The 1,402-nt window shown below is 51.9% G+C and carries 3 protein-coding genes; all 3 read right to left on the bottom strand.

Features of this window, described 5'->3' with window-relative positions; translation table 11 throughout:
* The coding region (locus tag H6A60_RS14475; protein ID WP_205104675.1) for a hypothetical protein at nt 1-246 on the bottom strand (246 nt) is incomplete at its 3' end.
* 382 nt (nt 247-628) lie between these two features.
* Entirely contained in the window at nt 629-1,120 is a 492-nt protein-coding gene (locus tag H6A60_RS11295) for a GNAT family N-acetyltransferase (RefSeq protein ID WP_205104673.1), read from the bottom strand.
* On the bottom strand, nt 1,117-1,402 hold a 286-nt coding region (locus H6A60_RS11290), incomplete at its 5' end, for a hypothetical protein (RefSeq protein WP_205104671.1). The genes H6A60_RS11290 and H6A60_RS11295, both read right to left, overlap by 4 nt.

The raw sequence follows: 1,402 nt of genomic DNA, 5'->3' as shown, positions 1-1,402 counted from the left end.
AGATGTGTATAAGAGACAGGTCATCACCGTGCCGTTCGGCCCCATCTGCATGCCCGACGGCATGTTCGAGGGTGTTGCGGCGAGTCCTCCGGTGCTCGCCGGCGCGGGATTCGTACTCGTGCCGAGCGTCGGCGCCGAGTACTGTACGGCGAGCGAGGTCGGCGACACTGCATCGGCCGCAACCGCACTCTGCGAGACGAGGACGGCAAGCGCCGCCGTCACCGCCGCGTTGAGAACCGTTTTCATCTTGTTGAAATCCTCATTTCAACAAAAAGAATTCGGTTATTGGCTAATACTCTTTAGCTTATATCCAGAAATAAAAAAAGCCTTTCCGAGGCCTAAACCGAGGGAGAAGGAGCAGGGGCTATACACGAACCTCCGTTCGGAAAGTTCTGATGTCTGCTAGAGACAACCGACCGACGGCTCTGGAGGCTTTGCTGATATTGAGGTGGAAGAAAGGCCGCGCGATCAGTGAAGCGGTCTGGAAACGGAAGAGCTGAGACAAACTGTATCGTCAAAGAAAATTCCCAAATGCTCAAAACGGTCAAACCTGATTGTCTCGCAGCAGATTTTTCAACTTAAGAGGGGGTCTGTTGATGGGAAAAGATGCTTCGATTATTTCAGTCGGTCAGAGGCGGTAAATCATCATCGATGAGCCGTTTCGAATTGAGATGAATCCGTGGTGAGCGTAAAACCGCCTTGCCGCTTCGTTTATGGGTTCTGTAACCATACCGCGACATCCGACAATTTCGGCCACTTGTCGGGTTCTTTCCAGCGCATGACGAAGAAGGGCGCTACCAAGGCCGCAGTTCTGATAGCGCTTATCTACCGCGAGTCTTCCCAACAGAATCACGGGGATCGGATTAGGCATGTTCCGACCAAGCGCAGCGTTGGTCTCGGTGTGCATGAGCGCATGATTCGAGATGCAGTAGAACCCGGCTACCTGTGATAAGTTAGCCGTCACCACCACATAAGTCCGGCTCGCACGTAAAGAATCATTCGCTCGGCTTCTTTCTCGGAGCCACATATTCAAGGAGATGACTCCACAATCGAAATTTTCGAACGAGATTCGTGGTAGGCAGGCCAGGGGAATCGGTTCGTTGAAGCCTTGTTCGATCATGATTTATTGGCCCACGGGAAGGTGGTTGACTCAAGGCGTTCACGTCCTTCAAGCGCCTCTTGGCTCAAGGGGTTGTCCAGAATATCCAAAACGGCTTCAAACTGTGCATCCGATAGATAGGTAACGCTTCTGTCAAGCCGAGAAGCAAAAACAGACTCGAGGCCTTCAAGTATCAGATCTGTTTTCGATAAGTTGGAACTCTTCGAAACTTCATCAAGTCTTCTAGCGGTGAATTCCGGTAGCCGCACTGTGAGGGCAACAGACATGGGTTGTCTCCTATAC

Origin of the sequence: Sutterella massiliensis, from assembly GCF_016899755.1 — a bacterium.
Lineage (GTDB): Bacteria > Pseudomonadota > Gammaproteobacteria > Burkholderiales > Burkholderiaceae_F > Sutterella > Sutterella massiliensis.
Note: the sequence above shows the minus strand (reverse complement) of the source record. Positions and strands in the feature narration are given on the sequence as shown.

Bases quoted from the DNA above. Each gene is read 5' to 3' on its own strand.
- H6A60_RS11295 (WP_205104673.1), bottom strand. From the start codon at position 1,120: ATGATCGAACAAGGCTTCAACGAACCGATTCCCCTGGCCTGCCTACCA.